The 17,903-nt window shown below is 64.7% G+C and carries 12 protein-coding genes; 6 read left to right on the top strand and 6 right to left on the bottom strand.

Features of this window, described 5'->3' with window-relative positions:
* Window positions 1-652 precede the first annotated feature (652 nt).
* The gene (locus tag QZY44_RS34600) at window positions 653-1,090 is read left to right on the top strand and encodes a hypothetical protein (protein ID WP_295458697.1); all 438 of its coding nucleotides are present in this window, start codon (window positions 653-655) and stop codon (window positions 1,088-1,090) included.
* Entirely contained in the window at window positions 1,087-2,094 is a 1,008-nt protein-coding gene (locus QZY44_RS34595) for a CapA family protein (RefSeq protein WP_295458694.1), read from the top strand. Before QZY44_RS34600 ends, QZY44_RS34595 begins: the two co-directional genes overlap by 4 nt.
* A gap of 242 nt (window positions 2,095-2,336) precedes the next feature.
* Here QZY44_RS34595 and QZY44_RS34590 read toward each other — a convergent pair whose 3' ends face one another.
* A complete protein-coding gene (locus QZY44_RS34590; protein ID WP_295458692.1) occupies window positions 2,337-2,960 on the bottom strand; it encodes an OmpA family protein in 624 nt (207 codons plus the stop codon).
* Between the two features lie 481 nt (window positions 2,961-3,441).
* Between QZY44_RS34590 and QZY44_RS34585 the strand changes: the two genes are divergently transcribed.
* Complete coding sequence (locus tag QZY44_RS34585) at window positions 3,442-3,918, top strand: hypothetical protein (RefSeq protein WP_295458690.1); 477 nt, start codon at window positions 3,442-3,444, stop codon at window positions 3,916-3,918.
* Window positions 3,919-4,158: 240 nt separating this feature from the next.
* On the opposite strand, the gene QZY44_RS34580 is transcribed toward QZY44_RS34585, so the two are convergent.
* From QZY44_RS34580 to QZY44_RS34565, 4 genes are all read right to left on the bottom strand, one after another.
* Entirely contained in the window at window positions 4,159-6,291 is a 2,133-nt protein-coding gene (locus QZY44_RS34580; RefSeq protein WP_295458688.1) for a YgiQ family radical SAM protein, read from the bottom strand.
* 76 nt (window positions 6,292-6,367) lie between these two features.
* A complete protein-coding gene (locus tag QZY44_RS34575; protein ID WP_295458685.1) occupies window positions 6,368-6,913 on the bottom strand; it encodes a Uma2 family endonuclease in 546 nt (181 codons plus the stop codon).
* 45 nt (window positions 6,914-6,958) lie between these two features.
* On the bottom strand, window positions 6,959-7,600 hold the full coding sequence (locus tag QZY44_RS34570) for an SHOCT domain-containing protein (protein ID WP_295458680.1): 642 nt from the start codon (window positions 7,598-7,600) through the stop codon (window positions 6,959-6,961).
* Between the two features lie 444 nt (window positions 7,601-8,044).
* Window positions 8,045-10,747 carry a thrombospondin type 3 repeat-containing protein gene (locus QZY44_RS34565; protein ID WP_295458677.1) on the bottom strand — a complete coding sequence of 901 codons (2,703 nt, stop codon included), beginning with the start codon at window positions 10,745-10,747 and terminating at the stop codon, window positions 8,045-8,047.
* Window positions 10,748-10,995: 248 nt separating this feature from the next.
* On the opposite strand from QZY44_RS34565, the gene QZY44_RS34560 reads away from it, so the two are divergent.
* The 3 genes from QZY44_RS34560 to QZY44_RS34550 are packed head-to-tail and all read left to right on the top strand — an operon-like array spanning window position 10,996 to window position 15,950.
* Window positions 10,996-12,408 (top strand): hypothetical protein, encoded by a 1,413-nt coding sequence (locus QZY44_RS34560; protein ID WP_295458673.1) that lies wholly within the window; start codon window positions 10,996-10,998, stop codon window positions 12,406-12,408.
* 5 nt (window positions 12,409-12,413) lie between these two features.
* Window positions 12,414-13,904, top strand: coding sequence for a hypothetical protein (locus tag QZY44_RS34555; protein ID WP_295458670.1), 1,491 nt, complete (start codon window positions 12,414-12,416; stop codon window positions 13,902-13,904).
* Between the two features lie 24 nt (window positions 13,905-13,928).
* Entirely contained in the window at window positions 13,929-15,950 is a 2,022-nt protein-coding gene (locus QZY44_RS34550) for a vWA domain-containing protein (protein ID WP_295458667.1), read from the top strand.
* Window positions 15,951-16,046: 96 nt separating this feature from the next.
* On the opposite strand, the gene QZY44_RS34545 is transcribed toward QZY44_RS34550, so the two are convergent.
* Window positions 16,047-17,804 (bottom strand): amidohydrolase, encoded by a 1,758-nt coding sequence (locus QZY44_RS34545; RefSeq protein WP_295458664.1) that lies wholly within the window; start codon window positions 17,802-17,804, stop codon window positions 16,047-16,049.
* Window positions 17,805-17,903 lie beyond the last annotated feature (99 nt).

The following is a 17,903-nucleotide window of genomic DNA, read 5'->3' as shown; positions in this document are numbered from 1 at the left end:
CCCCGGCACAGCCGGGGGTTTTCTCATGATAATCGGCGTAATCGCTCGTATGGAAACTTATCAGGTTCCCCCAGGCTTGACTAGGGTAATGGGGACGTACGACATAAAGAGGCGCGTCGTTGCTCCCTGCACCCAATGGGCCGCCCACTCAAGCCGATCCGCCACAGATCTCCTTCAGGCTCCGGCACTCCAACACGCGATCAGCCCACTCCTCAAGCGTGGTCTCGCTGGCTTGAACTCAGCGCATCTGGGGTTGGCAGCGGCACAGTTGCGCCGGCAGGCTCAGGGCACTCAGGTCCGCCAGGTGGGTCTTGGCGGTCCGCGGGGCGCACCCAGACCGCTTTCGACTGGGCGGAGGAGGTCGACGGGGGGGCGCGATCCTAGAGACCGAGCGGCCCTTCAAGCACGGTCGAGGGGTGTTCGCTACTGACCCAGTCGCGGCAATAGCGCACCAGGGCCTTGACTCGGCCGGCGGAGTCGCGGGCGCGGGGCGGGCGCAGGTCAGGAGGCTCGCCGCTTGCATCTCCCAGTCGGACCGACACGCGGCAAAGTGCCGCCGCAGCGCCCGATCGACCGGGGACGCGGCGGGCGACGACAGAGGCTGGTATGCTGGCTCCCAATTCAGCCTGATCGCCCGCCCCTAAAAAAGCCGATGCCACCACGCCAATTGAGCCGTCACCGCGTCGCACAATCAGCCCTGGTACTCAGCCTGCTCGCGGCCTGGGCCATGCCGGCAACTGCGGCGGCCGCCCCGCGCCTGCGCTGCCAAATCGAGCAGGGCGCGACCTCCCAGGTACTCGAATTCGCCCCGGTGGCCGACCCCTACAGCGTCCCCGCGATCCACATCAACACCGGTTTCCACTTCAAGGCCGTCGTGATCGGTGACGCGCAGCGGGTGCAATACATCAATCTCTATACCTACTACGAGACCGACCGGCGCATGCTCTTGTTGCACGAGGCCAAGTACCAGGCGCCGACGATTCAGACCGACCCCGCCCGGGACGCGCTCACCGGCCGGAATTATCTGTATTCACCCGGGCGCGAGCGGCAGTTCCAGTATGGGTGCGCGCTATTGGAGGTCAATCCATGACGACAGTCCGCTGCCCTCACCTGGCGGCCGCCCTGTGTTGCGCCCTCGCCTGCTGCTCTGGCGCCATGGCCGCGGTGCCACCGCCAGCACCGACCGTTACGCTGGCCGTGGTCGGCGACATCATGCTCGACGAGTCGCCGGGGACGGCGATCGAGCGCGGCCAGGACCCCTTCGCGCCCTTTGCCGCGCAGCTGGACGGCGCCGATATCCGGATCGGTAACCTGGAGTGTGTCGTGGCGACCCAGGGCGAGGCCGAGCCCGGGAAGCCCTATACCTTCCGCGCCCACCCGCGCACCTTGCAGCCGCTCAAACGGCATTTCGATGCGGTGACCCTGGCCAATAATCACTCCGGCGACTTTGGACCGGGCGCCTTCGCCGAGATGCTGGGCCTCCTGGATCAGGCAGGTATCGGCCGGTTCGGCGGCGGCATCAATTTGGCGCAGGCACATCGACCGCTCATCATCGAGCGTAACGGGCTGCGGATCGCGTTCCTCGGCTACGACGAATTCCTGCCGCGCAGCTTCGAGGCCGGTGCCGATCAACCGGGGGTCGCCTGGAGTGAAGATGAGCAGGTTGAGCGCGATATCGCCCGCGCCCGCGGCACCGATCACGCCGATCTCGTGATCCCGATCATGCACTGGGGCTGGGAACACGACACCATTGCCAGTCCCCGCCAACGCCAATTGGCGCGCCTGATGATCGATGCCGGGGCCGATGCGGTGATCGGCGGCCACCCTCACGTCACCCAGGACACTGAGCAGTATCGCGGTAAGCCGATCATCTACAGCCTGGGCAATTTTGTCTTCAACGGGTTCGACAAGGCCGTCAACAACACCGGATGGTTGCTACGCCTGGAGTTGGACCAACAGGGTGTGCGCCGGTGGCGGACCTTCGTCGCCCAGATCGACGACCAAGGGATTCCCCATCCCGCTGCGGCTGACGATGCCGTCGGCGCCTGCTGGGAACGGGGACAGACCATGCTATTACCCTGCGAAACCCCATAAAAAACCGGCCATCGGGAAACCCGAGGGCCGGTCGTCCTTTAAGCCTCCGTCGGGGGGGATGAGGCCTATTGGATGGGTGTCATCCATTTCTTCCGGCCACACGACCCATTGCCGGGACCGGCAGGTACAGCGGCAGCGCGTTCGATGTCGATTGGGTTTGGGGCGCGGCTAAACGCCCCGTGGCGGCGGATTCCCTGGGGGCTGAAGGATCGGCACCCGCGCGGGGCCGATCCAGGGCCGGACTACTGGCTGAACTGCTTGAGCTGATCGGGGCCGAGCTCGGTCACGACGACGCGACGACGCAGGGGATTGTTCTCCAAGGGACCCAGGTCGATGACCGCACCGTTGGCGGCGACGTCGTTGCCGCCTTCCCAGGCCATGCCCTTTACCTCGCGGATATCGGCGGCGGGGTAACCATGGTCGATCATGTAGTTCTTGATGGTCTCGGCACGGTTTTCACTCAGCACCTGGTTGAGTTGCAGGCTGCCCAGCTTGTCGGTGTGGCCGACGATGCTGACCACCTCTTCACGCGGGGTTGCCTTGAATTCCGCGATCAGGGTATCGAGCTTGCGCAGTTCTTCGGGGTTACGGATGTCCTGGAGCTTGTACCTGTTGATTTCAAACAGCAGGCGCATGACCAGTGGGGCATGGGGGACAAAGGCGACTTCGCCGCACGGAGCCAGCTTTTCGCCGTCCTGTCCCTGCCAGCACTCACCGTAGGGGTTGACCCAGGCGGTGGTGGTCGGCGCGGATTTCCAGTACAGGCCGATCGAATCCTCAGCGCTGACGGGGGCTGCGAGCACCGCGGCCATCGCCAGCGAGGCGGCCACGGCAGCGGCGCGGAAGGTCTTGTGGTCTTTGCGCATCTTGTGTTTCCTGTTGCGATTGGTTGGGGGAGTTCGGTCGATAAAGCGGCTTGATGGTCTCGCCATGTCAGTAAAAAGCAACACCTAGCGGCCGAGCCAGCGCCGCGAGCCGCCGCCGACCTCCCGACACGACGGCTAAGGTGCCTTGAGCCTGGACGAGGCTCGCTGACTGAACAGCCGGACAGTGCGATTTTAGCCCACAACGCATCTGCCAGTGCAACTTTTTTTCCTCTGAGCAACATATTTGCAACGAACGCGCGTTGCACGCCACGCGGCGGCCCGCAAGACACGCTGTCTGCGGCACCGCGTTGGGCCGGATGGCGGCGCCCGTTGTTGCAAAAACGCGACGGAGCGACAGAGCCCATCGCCCCCTCACAGAACCGCCCCACCGGTCTGGCGCTTCTGCACACACCTTATGGTGATGGTGAGTTTGAAGGCCGGGATGCAGGTCCATCCTGGGTCCACAATCAGCAGGGGTGCCATGAAGATTCTGATCTACCGCGGTCTGGATATCGCGGCCATTCCCGGCTTTGACAAGCTCGCGGGCTACCTGCGGACCGGCGATTTCCGCTCGGCGCAGATCAAGAAGGTCGGCGACAATCTCTACCGGGCGCGCCTGGACCGCAGTAACCGACTACTGTTCGCCCTGGACCGACACGCCGGGGAGCCCTGTCTGCTGGCCCTGGAGTTCATCCACCAACACGCCTACGCGCAGTCCCGCTTCCTCGCCCGCGGCGTCACGATCGACGAGGGCCGCATCCCGCCGATCGGCGCCGAGGCAGCGGAAACCGGGCCTTGGTCATCGTTCCGGCCACTGGAGGTCGAGGCTTACGGTGAAAGTCGCGCCGGGAGCGCGCTCCACTTCTCCCTCCCCTATTGGGGGATGGCCGGGGAGGGGAACGGCCAAGGCGCCCGCCACTTTCATCGTTCGGGGTGGCGCGAGCGCCATGGCCGTTAGCCGGTCCGGCTCGCAGGCGCCACTGATTTCTCTTGAGTTTGCCGGAAGCCGCCACCGGCTAAAGCCTCGACCGGTTGCAGACGGACCGGCTGGCCGGAACGATGATCAAGGCCGAGCTGCGCTATGCCCGCGGACGGGACTAGGGCGACACGTCGCTGGAGGTCTACAAGTTGCGGGACATGATCGTGGGGCTTGCCCGAGGTGAGGGCAAGCCCGCGGAACTATTTTGACGGACCGCGTCTAACGTCGGCGCCCGGTCGGACGCATAGCAGTGCCCCCCCCCGGGGCCAGGCCCAACCCGGGGCGGCGCCGACCCTCCGGCGTCCCGCCGGTACCGGCGGGCTGGAAGGCGGGGATCAGGTGGCGCTTGCCGTTGCCGATCAGGTCGGTCCGCCCCATCGCATTGAGCGCCTCGCGCAGCAGCGGCCAGTTCTCCGGGTCGTGATAGCGCAGGAAGGCCTTGTGCAGACGCCGCTGCCGCGCGCCGCGCACCACGCTCACCCGCTCGGCGTCCCGACCCACCCGTTGCAGTGGATTGAAACCCGTGTGGTACATGGCCGAGGCGATGGCCAGCGGGGTGGGCAGGAAGCCCTGGACCGCATCCGGCCGGAAGCCGTTGCGCTTCAGCCACAGTGCCAGGTTGAGCATATCGAGATCGGTGGTCCCCGGGTGGGCGGCGATGAAATAGGGGATCAGGTACTGCTCCTTGCCCGCCTCTTTGGAGTATTTGTCGAACATCGCCTTGAAGCGGTCGTAGGCGCCGATGCCGGGTTTCTGCATCTTGGAGAGTGGCCCGGGCTCGGTGTGCTCAGGCGCAATCTTGAGATAGCCGCCAACGTGGTGGGTAACCAGCTCGCGGACATACTCCGGTGAGCGCACCGCCAGGTCATAGCGCAGACCCGAGGCGATCAGCACCCGCTTGATGCCGGGGACCTGACGCGCCGCCCGATACAGTTGGATCAGCGGGCCATGGTCCGTATTCATATTCGGACAGATGGCGGGATAGACGCAGGAGAGTTTACGGCAGGACGACTCGATCGCCCGGTCCTTACAGGCCAGCCGCCACATGTTGGCGGTGGGACCACCCAAGTCGGAGATGGTGCCGGTGAAGCCCGCCGTGTGATCCCGGACCTCCGCGATCTCGCGCAGGATGGACGCCTCCGAGCGGTTCTGGATGATCCGCCCCTCGTGCTCGGTGATGGAACAGAAGGTACAGCCGCCGAAGCAACCGCGCAGGATGTTCACCGAGAAGCGGATCATCTCCCAGGCGGGAATGGGCTGCGCACCGTAGCCCGGGTGCGGGCGACGGCTGTAGGGCAGCTCATAGACCCGGTCCAGTTCGGCGGTGGTCAGCGGGATCGGCGGGGGGTTGAGCCAGACCGCCCGATCGCCGTGGCCCTGGATCAGGGCGCGGGCGTTACCGGGGTTGGTCTCCTGATGAAAGACCCGGGAGGCGTGGGCGTAGAGGACGGGGTCAGCGCGCACCTGCTCGAAGGAGGGCAGGCGCACCACGGTGTGTCCCCGGTCCAGGTGGCGGGGGCGGCGGTGGAAGGTGATAGGAACGGCCGCGACTGGCTCGGCACCCTGCCCCGCTGGCGTCGCGACGCACCCCACCGGCTCCGCAACATAGGGGTCCCGATGGGACTCCACCCACCCCGGTTGGTCCAAGTGGCTGGAATCGATCTCGGTCCAGGCCGCCGCCACCTCACGCACCATGAAACCGGTGCCGCGCACGTCGCGGATGGCGGCGATGGGCTCGCCCCGGGCCAACCGGTGCGCCACCTCCACCACCGCCCGCTCCGCATTACCGAAGATCAGCAGGTCCGCCTTGGCGTCCACCAAGGCGGCACGGCGCACCTTCTCCGACCAGTGATCATAGTGGGCGATGCGCCGCAGGCTGGCCTCAATCCCGCCGATGATGATGGGGACGTCCTTGTACGCCTCGCGCGCGCGCTGGGCATACACGGTCACCGAGCGGTCCGGGCGCCGATCGGCGACGCCACCCGGGGTATAGGCGTCGTCCGAACGCGCCCGCCGGTCTGCCGTGTAGCGGTTGACCATGCTGTCCATGTTGCCGGCGGTGATGCCGAAGAAGAGCGTCGGGCGCCCAAGACGTTGGAAGTCGGCCGCCAAGGTCCAGTCCGGCTGACTAATGATGCCGACCCGAAACCCCTGGGCCTCCAGCAACCGGCCGATGATCGCCATGCCGAAGGAGGGGTGGTCCACATAGGCGTCGCCGGTGACGATGATCACGTCGCAGGCATCCCAGCCGAGCAGATCCATCTCCGCCCGCGACATGGGCAGCTCCGGGGCGACTCCGAGCTTGTGTGCCCAGTGCCGGCGATAGGAAAAAAGGTCCGGCGCTTGATCCATGGAAACGGCTAGCCTGTACACAAAACACTGAATTACGAACCCAACCCCCAATAGCCGCAGCCCGGGCCGGTTTGGCTCATGAGCCGGGCAGAGCCAGTCCGCCATAGAGCAGTTCCAACGGGATCTCGCCCGCCACGCTCAGGAGCGGCAGACGCTGGGTGCCGGTGACGATCTGCGGCACCCAACCCAGCGCGCGCCGCCACACCTCAATGCGCGGTGTGTCGTGGGCAATCAGGACCAACTCTTCGAGCCCGGCGATGCGGCAGTAGGCCGGCGCCTTTTCCTCCCGGTCGCGCTGCTCAGTACGCGCCGAGAGCACCTCCAGGATCAGCCGGGGCGCGTCCAGAAAGTCCGGGTGCTCGAGGCCCTCCGCGTGGCCAACCTGGAGGTCCGGGTAGTAGAAGCGTTCGTCGCCGGCATCGTGGATATGGACCTTGACCGTCGGGCGGAACAGGCGGTAGGGCGACCCCACCAATTGCTGCTGGAGCAGGCGGGCGAGGCGCATGCAGAGTTGGTCGTGCAACCGGCTGGCGCCCACCACCGGGACGCGCCGGCCATTGACGTACTCGCTCTTCAGATCCGCGACCTTCTCGTTCTCCAGATAGGCGGCGACCGAAATCATATGAAAGTCCTTTCACTCAAGGGACCGGGGCCGGCGCCCGCCGACTCAACCCACCGAGGGCCCCCGTGAGACCACCGGCAGGCTCGCCAGGTTAACGGTGCCATACTGACTGGTGAAGGTGATCGAGGAACCATAGCCCTGTTGCTGCGAGAAACCGCCGATCTGGTGGTCCTGGGTATCATAGACCCAACACTCCCCGCCGGTATCCACCGCCAACCGCCGGATATTGGCGAAATAGGCGTATTTCACCTGATTCTGGGAGCCAGTGGCGCTAGGGGACCCCAACTGCGCGGGCCACCAGTGCATCAGTGGGTCCGGGACAAACAGGCTGGACTGCCCCGCAAAGCCCCCGGCGGCCTGAGTCTGGTAGCCGGACCCGCCCTGACTCTGGGACTGGAAGCTGCCGGTCTGAAGCGGCCCGGGCTGGCGGGCGAGGACGTCGGCGATCTCGCTGCACAGCGCGTCGACGCGGCCCTTGAGCGCGTGGTTGAACATGTCACCCAGCATGATCATGCCGCCGCGCATCCACTGGCCGCCACCGCCGAACTCCGGGTGGCCGAACTGGGCCATGGTGCCGTTGCCGTTGCGCACGGCGAACAGCAGGTGGGTGACGGCATCCACGCTGAAACCGTGGCGGCTGGCCAGTTCAGCGACGAGGCGCTGACCTTCGGGGGTGAGTTGCTGCATGGGCGATCGGCCTGGTAGGAGATTCGTGTTGGGCACAGGCTATCACGGGGACCGGCCGGATGTGCGTGTGCGTTGCGTCACAGCAGCACGCGCGACGGGTAGACGCCACGGCTAGGCGGGCTTAGCAGCGCGGTATAATATTGATATACTTAATTTTTACACTTATCCAGGTCTGCACCTACGAGAGTCTGGCAGCGGCGTTTGCGAGACGCTGGGGTGTGTAGCGATGTTGCTGCGCAGCGGCAGAGGCCATGAATCTGGCTGAAAAACTCCACGCCCTAGTGGCGTCCGAGCACTTCCACAATATCGGCGCAGTTACAAGCGGGCAAAGATGCCTACCGGCAAGCGCAGGTGAGCACTCGGAAGAACCCGCCCAGACAGCCCGCTGTGGCAACCGCCCGAGCAGCAACGCGTCCAGGCAGGTCCATCCTCCTGTGGTGTCAATCAGCGCCGAATAGCCCGCCACCCCCCCGAGCGAGGCACGACCAGCGATGGGTAGTCGGCCGGGTTCCGCGGGTCGAGGCCCCACCGATACTCTTGTAGATTGGTGGCACCGTCGCCGTCGATGTCCGGGTCGCAGGCATCGCCCAGCCCATCGCGGTCAAAATCGGCCTGCCCCGAATTGGCGATCGTCGGGCAGTTGTCGATCGGGTCGGCAACGCCATCCCCGTCGGCATCCGCAATGGATTTCAGCAGGACCCGCTGTATGTCCCGGTACCCTGACCCGACACCGAGGACGAACCCCTTGACCCGGTTCAGGACGCTGCTCGCACTCAGGTCGAATGCGTCGATTCCGAGCCTGGCCTTGGACGACGCATAGACCCGGTCCCGCGGGCCGATCGCCAGATTATTGCCGTCGTCCAGGCTGGTGTACGAGAGCAGTTGGACCTGTGGTGACGGGCCGTCCACCCACCCGATCACCGACAGGCGCCCACCGCCCCAGGAAGGATTCGGATTCCCGACACTGCCGATGATCGCCCGGTGTCCGTCCGCCGCAAAAGCGATCCCGCCCGCATAATCGCGGAGCCCCTCCACCGTGCCGACCTCCGCATAGGTACTCGCGTCGAAGACATCGAGTCCGCCAATCGCATACCCATAGGACGTGCGGAACAACAGGCGCCCATCCGGTGACAGCGCCAGGTCGCCGGGAAGGGGGCGCGTCGGACGGTCTTGAATCGCAGTCGCAACACATCCATAAGTACCGTCCGCGGCCCGCGTGATACGCTGGATCGGATTCCGGCCGGCGAATAGCGTCACACCATCGGCCGAAATTGCTGGATCAGTGTAAAAGGTAGCGCTGTCAATATTGGCACACAGGTCCGGCGCCAGTGTATTTGCTGGCACGTCAACAACCTGTTGGCGGACATAGAGCCGGTCCCCGACTGGCGAGACTAAGAACGCATTAGTCGCGAAGTCCGCAGACAACGGCAAAGGCCCGAAGGCCGCCGCCTGGTGGGTGGTGGTATCCACGACCCCACGATCGGACATATAGAGGAATCGCCCGTCCGGCGACAGGGCCACCGCGTGCCGCCCCGGTAGCAGCCCAAGAATACGGTCCCCGTCCGGATCGATCACGGCGGTCCCGGCAATGGCGGCGGTCGCGACATCGACATAGACCAGATTACGGTACTGGGTACTGAACCCCGGCGTATAGCGAACCACCTTGCTATAGGTGACCGGCGCCTGTCCGGACGCGGTGACGACCAAGGTCAGTGCGTTGTCGCCGGCCGTCAACGCCACGACGGTGGCAAAATTTCCGGCTGCGTCTGGGGCTGGGATCAAGGAACTGCCGTTCAGTGTGATGGCGCTTCCCGCGGGCGAGCGACCCGCCACCAGGAAACTCCCGAGATTGGTTTCGATGGGGCTGCGCATCGACATAAAATCGATGTCGTACGCCTGGGCGGCAAAGGCGTCGCGCAGGCTGTTGTAGACCTGACGCGGTACCCGATCAATATCGAGCAAGCCGAAATATTCCTCGTTGGCGAAACCATCGGGGTGGCCGGCCGCCAGGACGAACCCGCCCGGCTGTTGCGACCCGGCAGGCGCGACCTTCCACCATTCGTCATTCCACTCGAACAGGGTCCCGCCAACCGCCACACCATTCGGCGAGGCGGTCGAGAGATGGTACACAATATCGTTCCAGAGTGACAGGTCCCAACTCGCCTGCATGAGCTGATCGACGGCCCCTGGCGGGTTCGGCGTCGTGGCGGTTGAGCGATAGGCATCGGTGCCCGCTTCGCCGATCAACATGGGTTTATCGGTGATCGACGCCCACTGATCGAACAGCGTACCGAAGGTGCTACTGCGGTAGATATTGAGTGCCCAGACATCGACGCTCGGGCAGGTGGAGTTGACGTAGGTCCGGGTATCCGCCAGGGAGTGGCCGGGGGACGCATAGTCGATCTCTCCATAGCTGCTGGCGACCGGGTGATTGGTGTCCAGACTCTTGACCAGGGCGGCGGCGCGCTCGGTGCGTTGTGCCGCATCCAAGATGGATGAGGCCACCCCGTAATAGAGGTTGATGTTCCATTCGCTACCCAGCATCCACATGAGCACCGCGGGGTGATCCTTATAATAAGCGACCGCCTGTCCGATCCGCGCCAGGTCGTTGACGCCATCGTCCACATTCATCACGACCATGATCCCCTGGGCGTACAGCGCATCGAGCACCTGCAACCCGGCCGGACCCAGGACCGGGTCGACCCCGGGGTCCAGCAGCAGCCGGACCGTGTTGACGTGCATGGCCGCGAGCAAAGGGACATCGACTGCCTGCCAGGTCTTAAATTCCGCGCGCCGCACGTTGGCATTATTCGGGTCGGTCTTCGAGGTGTTGGTGCCGCGGCTGGCCGGCGACCACACGACGCCCCGCATCGCAAAGGACTCGGCCGTCGCAGACAAAGTACCGTCGGACAAGCGTCGACGCACCATGAGCCGCCGACCGTCGAACGAGACGATGCTCGGGCCACTCGCGGCCGCGGCCGCCGGCGCGGCCGCGGGTATGGCGAGTGCAGCCAGCGTCAACAGGGACAGCAGCCACCCGCCGATGAGACATCGACCGGCGACGATGGCCAGGCAGTGTGCAGGAGGAGCACGACCAGACTTTGAGGCTAGAGCCGTGGAGCCGTGTTTGATTATTAACAGGGACATAGGGTATCTCCGTTGGGCCAAGCGACGAACTGTCGGCGGTCGCCCGCCAACGCTGATCTTGCCCGGTCGGTGGTACCGCCGATGTTAAGATAGCTGAAGTTTTCTACGCCGAATGTCGAAACCCAGAATAGCGTTGCCGCACCCGGACCCTGGCACTGTCCGGCGGAGCGTGCGATCCTTAACGCTCGCCGCCCCCCCTGCCGCCCGTCACCACGCCCCCCCGTCGGCACCCCCGAGCCACCCCGACCATGCACATCTCGACCTTCACCAAGATCGCTATCGGCTACTGCCTGATGGAGGCCGCGACCTATCTCGTCTACCTGTTGACGAACAGCCTGCCGTCGCTCAGCGCCGTGTACACCGAGTCGCCCATCGCGTTCTTCGTGTACGTGGCCACGGTGATCATGGCGGCCACCTACGGCCGGCGGGGGTACCATCGGATCGCGCGGATCGCACGCTCGGCGCGGCCCGACACCCCCGGGAGCGATCGTCTGTCGGTCCTGTTTCCGGCCATCCGCGTCTTCTCCGATCCGATCCGTTATACCAATCGCAACCCGCGCTACCTGAACCGGTTCGCCTACGGGATGATGGCCTTCGCGTCCCTGATCCTGGTGCGCTCGCTGCTCTTCCCCGCGACTCTCCCACTCGAAGGCGGACACGCGATGGAGATGCTGACCCTACTGACCATCCCCATCTTCTGTCTGATCCTGCTGTCCGAGGAGTTTTATCGCGGTTACCTCTTCCAGCTGAAGTATCTGCGCCGCCTGCACGCCAAGAGCGAGATCGCCAAACGCGCGCTCTATGACGCCGAGGTGCTACGCATCAAGAACAAGGAGCAGGAGGACGTGATGGCGTTGGTGGCGCACAAGTTCCGCGGGTCACTGGACCGCATTGTCTATAATACCGAACATGAAAACAGTCCCTGGGTACACCGTGAGGCGGTCAACACCATGCGCGGCCTGCTTGATATCTTCGGCCTGATCTCCACTAATACTGAATTGCTGCGCCACAAGCTCCATGAGGACCAGAACGGCGCGGCCACCCTGGAGGAAATCGTCGTCCGCTCACTGGGGCTCGCCTTGGGGCAACTCCTGACCCAACGCGGGAGTGAGCGCATTCAACAGCATTTCCTGTGTTACGCGCGGCGCACCGCGCTGGTGCCGAGCGGGCTCCGCTTGCGGGATTGGCATGAGCAGCATCGGCCACTGGCGGAACGCCTGCGGGGCGAATGGGAAAGGTCACTGATGGAATTACTCCCGCGGGCGCGCCTCGCCGACCTATCCGACTGGATCGGCGAGCGCTTCTTCCCATTGCATACCCAGGGCTTTGCGGAGTCACCGATCCGCTTCACCCCGTTCGGGACTACCGGGTCGTTCCTCACCATCCTCTTCACCGAGTCTTTCACCAATCTGTTCAAATACTACGCCTCCGCCGACCGCACCCAGACCCAGGCGTCGTGGGTCAGCACCGGCGGCCTGGTCGAACTCATCGTCGACAACCCGACCACGCCCAGCGCGGCAGCGATGGTCAAGGGCAGCGGCCGCGGCCATGATTTTCTGCACCTGCTGATCGAGAAGCTCAACGGTCGACTCAGCACCACCGCGACCGGGCATTCATTCGGCCTGAGCATGCAATTGCCGGCAAACCTGTTCTTAGAGTAACTCCAATGAGCGATTTTCTGTGGATCGAGGATTTTGAAGGCGACATCCGGGCGACTGTCGATCAGGTATTCGGGCTGCCCGAGTGCCCGCCCGCCCTGCCGGAACTCAAAGCCTGGCTGCGCGCGCGCGGAATCACACTCAAGACCACCTTTTTCGAGGCCTATCGCCTGGTACGTGACCCGCAGCAACTGGCCGAAATCGATTATGTGGTCATCGATATCGACCTTAAGCCCTATGAGGACTACGACCTCGACGACCCGGAATCGGTGGCCGAGATCGATCACTTCCTGCGCGAGAAAAGGTACCTGAAAGACACCGCCGAGCCGCTCGGCCCCGGCTGGCGTGCCGCCGTCAGCGAACTGAAGAAAGTGGCCGGCTACCACATCTTCACCGAACTCCTGATCGAGGCCGGCTTCCCGCGGCGGCACATCCTGTTCTGTTCCAATCACGGCGATCAACTCACCTCCATTACGCACGCCTTCGAGGCCGCCAAGCTGACCCCGCCGGTCATCTATACCAAGCACGATGCGGTCGTGCGCCAGTGGATCGCACAGAAGCAGACGGACGCCTATTCGGTGCTGCGCCGCGGCGTCCTCATGGGTTGCGCCGCGGCCGAGGAACTGCTCGACCGGCGGGGTGATGACGGGTTGCTGTTCTCGCTCTTCTTCAAGCGGGAGGACGAACCGGAATGGCCACCGGGCCCCGCCTCACCCGACTATGTGCGGGACTATCTGGCCAGCATGACGGCGCTGCTGCCGCTGTGCGCGCCGCCGGTGTCCGAGCAGCGCAAACAGCGCTACCGCATCCTTCTGCACGCGCTCAGCCGGGAATGGGACAATCGCGCCAAGGTCAACCACCTGCCGGACAAGTCCACCTATATGGCGAGCTATGGCACCATCCTCAAGGAGGTGCGCAACTGGACGTCACACACCCAATTGCTCGATGATCTGAGCGAGGCCGATGTGGCCTTCATCTTCATGGCGGACCTGCGGGCCATGTTCGCCTTTCCCCGCGAGTCACAGCCCCATGAGCAACTGCTGCTCGGGCTGCTTAGCCGCACCTTCGGGGAGGTGAGTGAAGACGACACTGCAGAATTGATCGGGGCCAATGCCGAGGGGCGCAAGCTCCCCCTGGATCGGGTCTATTTCGAGACCAAGCGCCTGCTCGGCGAGCGCCGTAGCGCGGACGACAACGACCCCTATTACGACCAACTGATCCGCGAATTGGAGAAGGATACCCCGAACCGGGTGGATGAGCGCGACCGGCAGTTCTTCCTGCAGAGTCTGTATCGCATGTTCTGGTTCTATCCGAGCCGCATGCGCCGGGTGAGATACGGCTGGACGCCGGTCAGCGAGTCCGGTGAGTCGACGCTGTTTCGCCATTGTGACTTCTCGCGCACCCAGCGCGAGAGTTTTGCCTTCCAATTGGCACGGCGGATACTGATCCACGCCTTTCCCGAGTCCTTTGCGTCGCGAGGTACCCGCGACGGAAGTTGATTCGGTCATCTTAGGTGGAAAAAAATGGACCAACCAAAGTACCGACTGCCGGCCCTGGCGCTCGTGCTGCTGGCCTGTACCTTCGCCGTGGTGGCGGAACCGCTGCACCCACCCGGCAAGCGTGCCGTCTACGAGCGGGTACTGACCCGACCGGGGGCCGTGATTGCCGCGGCGCCGGGCACTGGAGCCAACCAGGCCCCGAACCCGTCACCGATCAAGGCACTGTCCAGACTCTATGTCTATGCCCGGGAGGGCTTCGGCGGGCAGGACTGGTTGCGGGTCGGCACCGGGACCCGCGACCAGAGCATCCTGGGCTGGCTGCCCGCCGCACAAACCATCCCCTGGAAACAGCAACTCACCCTGGCCTTCACCAACCAGGGCGCCGGGCGTGAGCCCATGCTGTTTCTGCGCAGTTGGGACGACCTGCGCGCGATCCTCGACAGCCCCAACCCGGGAGAGGCGGCCGGGGCCCTGCGACGCACCGTTGACGCGGGCCGACCAGACCCGCGCATCCTGGCCGTCGAGCCCGCCAATTTCATCGATTTGCACCGGCACTTCTATCTGTTGCCGATCCTGGACTTCGCCGAAGTCCGCGCCCCCACCGGTGATAAGGTGCGGGCACTGAAGGTCGCCTCGGTGACGCTGCCCGGCACGGGCCCCGCCGCCACGACCAAACCCCAGAACGCCGCGACCCCGTCCGACTATCGCGCCGCAGTCGTCTTCGTCATCGACTCCACGGTCTCCATGGGACCCTACATCGCCCAAACCAAAGCCGCCGTGGGGCGCTTCTACCAGCAGATCGCCAAGGCCGGGCTGCTTGATCGGGTTGCCTTCGGACTGGTCGCCTTCCGTGCCCCCTCAGCCGACCCGGCCAAGGCGCGCGGGCTCGAATTCGTCGCCCGCACCTATGCCAACCCCGCACAGGTACAGGACGGGCGCGACTTCCTCCGGCGGGTGAGCACACTGGATGAGGCCCGGGTGTCCACCGACCGGTTCGATGAGGACCCCTATGCCGGCATCCAGGCCGCGCTGGACGCCCCCGACTGGCGGCAACGCTTCGCCGAGCGCCACATCATCCTGATCACCGATGCCGGCGCACTCGACGGCACCCAGCGCGACGGCGCCACCGGGCAGCGCGTGCAGTCCAGCACCGGGCTGGACGCGCTACGGCTGCGCAGTCTCGCCGGCGAGGCCGGCACCTCCATCGCCGTGCTGCACCTGCTCACCCCCAAGGCCAGGCGCCTGGGCGACACCGAAGCCGCCGCCGGCCAGTACCGGACGCTGTCGACCAATGCAGTCAACCAACAGAGCGCCTATTTTCCCATCGCCGACGGGAGTGTGGCCGCCTTCGGCACGGCCATCGACGCCTATGCCGGGCGCCTGATCGAGAACCTGGCGCGGCCGACCGGCCGCCAACCGGTCGCTGCCGCCACGCCGCCGAAAGCCGACGACCAGTCGGCGCAGAGTCGCGCGATCGTCGACAGCCTGGGCCACGCCGCGCAACTCGCCTATCTAGGCCAGGTCCAGGGCACCCGGGCGCCGGAGGTCTTCGAGGCCTGGATCAGCGACAAGGACTTCGCCGACCCCTCACGCTTTGCCGTGGACGTGCGGGTGCTCCTGACCAAGGACCAACTCTCCGACCTGCAGCTGGTCCTGAAGGGCATCGTCGAGGCCGCCGAGACCGACCTGAACGCCGAAAACACCGCCCGCAGCTTCTTCAACCGCCTGGCCTCGGTCGCCGCGCGCTTCAGTGTCGACCCCCTGGCCGGCGGCATTGAGGAATCCACCCGGCTGGCGGACCTGGGCCTGCTGGGCGAATACCTCCAGGGTCTGCCCTACAAGAGCGACGTATTGACCCTGACCCAGGACACCTGGACGCGTTGGGGCACCATGCGGCAATACGAGTTCATCGACCAGCTCAACAAAAAGATCCGCCGCTACGGCCTCTATTATGCCGATCAGGATAAATGGGTGGATCTGGCCCAGAGCGGCACCAGCGACCCGGCGGAGTTGGTGTATCCCATTCCGCTGACCGATTTGCCGTAGCTTATCTCTCGTGACACCGCTCCAGCGGTGTCACGCCTGTGTCGGGCGCTGCGCGCCCGGGTGGTATCGGGCCAACTCGGCCCGAGCGACCGAACCTCAATGCAACCCGATTACCGCCGCCCCTTGACTGTCCAGATGCGTGATGTTGCCGTTCATCATCGTCATCAACACCTTGACTGACGCCAGCTGGTCGGCCGGAATACTGAAGATATCCCGATCCAGGATGATGAGGTCAGCGAGCTTTCCCTCCTCAATGGACCCGATGCGGTCCTCCAGCCGCATCTGTCGCGCCCCGGCCAGGGTATAGCCATAGACCATCTGCTCCCGGGAGGGAATGCGGTCCGGCGGTGCCGAGCCGAGGCCGGGCGAGGCGGGAATCCGTCCGGTGGCCGCGACCTGCATCTGATACAGCGGAGCCAATTCGTCCGGATCGGTACCGGGGATGTCGCCGCCGAAGCTGACGTTGACACCCTCCTCGATCAGCTGTTTCCACACATCCCATTCCGCGGCCCGCATCTGCTCACCAACGAGCGTCCGGGCGACGTCCCAATAGGTGACCAGCCACTCCAGTGTCGTATTGCCGCCGATGCCCAATTGCTTGAAGCGTGGCAGGTCGTCGGGGTGGATAACGCTCAGGTGATGCAGGGCCGAGCGGCGCTGCCGGACATCCATTTGTCCCGCAACGCGCTCAAAGGCATCCAGCGCGCGCCGGATCGAGCCGTCGCCCATGGCATGGATATGCACATCGAACCCTGCCGCATAGGCCAGGGCGATCCAGCGTGCCAGCGTTTCGGTCGTCCAGTCACTCTCGCCCTTGGTCGCGGGGTCGTCGGCATAGGGTTGCAGTTGTACCGCGGTATGGGTATCGGTGGTCCCGTCGGCCCAAATCTTCAGCCCGGTGACCTGCACCAGGGGCGTCCGATATCGTTCATTCCATTGTTTCAAAAGCGTAACATGTTCTTGCGCAGAGGCATTGGCATCGCGGACCCCGAGGACCGAAACCACCCGCACGGGGAGTTTTCCCGCGCGTTCCATCTCGGTCAACAGCTCCAGGCCCAGATAACCCTGAGGAAAATCAGGCGCCCAGATCGCCATATCGTGGTTGGCGGTGATACCGGCCGGGGGCAGTTTCGGAAAGACCTCTTGCGCGATTGCGGCGAGCATCTCCTTCCCCCCCAGGACCCCGGCCCCCAGGAGCATCCCCCTCCAGGCCTCCGGCTCCACCGCGATACCGGCGAGCGTACCGTCGGCGCCGCGCGTGTAATGCGACGTGGGCGTCGGGTCGGCGGCCGTCGGGCTCAGCCCACCCAATTCCATCGCCCTGGTATTGAACCAGACGCCGTGGGTGTCTTCATTGAAGAGGATGATCGGTTTGTCTGCTGCCAGTGCGTCGAGTTCCTGCCGGGTCCCCTTGGCCTCGCCCATCATCGGATAGCTCCAGCCATACCCCGTATAGCGGGTGCGGTCGGGATTGGCCCGGATATAATCGGCCACCCGCTGGAGCAGTTCCGCCTTGTCCCGCGCCCCGTTCAGCTTGACACCGCGTTTGGCATAGGGCCCTGAGAGAAAATGATTATGCCCATCGATGAAGCCCGGCAGCAGCAGCCGCCCCTGAAGATCGACTGACCGCGTCTGTGGACCAGTCAGTTCCGTCATCTCATCGTTGCTGCCCACGGCCAGGATCGCCGCACCCTTGACGGCCACGGCCTGCACCCAGGGCCGGTGCGCATCCACCGTATAGACCCGGGCATTGGTGAATACCCAATCGGCGGTTTCCGCGGCACCTGATTGGCCGCTGACCAAAGCCCCCACGCCGCATAACACAGACCACCATACCAATCGTTTGATGTTCATACATTGACCTCCGCCAATTCACCGATGCACGCTCGTGACACCGCAATCTCTCTCGTTACACCGCAATCTCTCTCGTGACACCGCAATCTCTCTCGTGAC

Source organism: uncultured Thiodictyon sp., from assembly GCA_903837595.1.
Classification (GTDB): domain Bacteria; phylum Pseudomonadota; class Gammaproteobacteria; order Chromatiales; family Chromatiaceae; genus Thiodictyon.
The sequence above is the reverse complement of the archived record's forward strand: the minus strand, read 5'-3'. Positions and strand labels throughout refer to the sequence as shown.